The 242-nt window shown below is 64.0% G+C and carries 1 pseudogene; it reads right to left on the reverse strand.

Annotated elements, in window-relative coordinates:
- Positions 1-242, reverse strand: a pseudogene (locus tag SB765_RS33030) (LuxR family transcriptional regulator); the annotation flags it as partial.

Here is a 242-nt window from a genome sequence, read left to right on the forward strand (position 1 = left end):
GTCGCTGTCGAAGAAGTTGTCGGGGGCGATTTCCTGTAGGTGGTAAAAGCCTTCGGCCAGGCCGCCTTGCACGGCCAGGCAGAACGGGTCGAGCAGGTAACCGGCGCTGAAGTAGCGTTCCAGCACCGCGGCGCGGTGCCGTTCGGGAATGCCTTGCTGGTATAAAAGCTGCGGCGCCCGCCCCTGGCACTCCAGGCTGATCATCATCGATTCCACCTGCACCAGCTGGCCGATGGCAGCGG

It is taken from the genome of Pseudomonas sp. SIMBA_067 (assembly GCF_046534675.1).
In the GTDB taxonomy this organism is placed as follows: domain Bacteria; phylum Pseudomonadota; class Gammaproteobacteria; order Pseudomonadales; family Pseudomonadaceae; genus Aquipseudomonas; species Aquipseudomonas putida.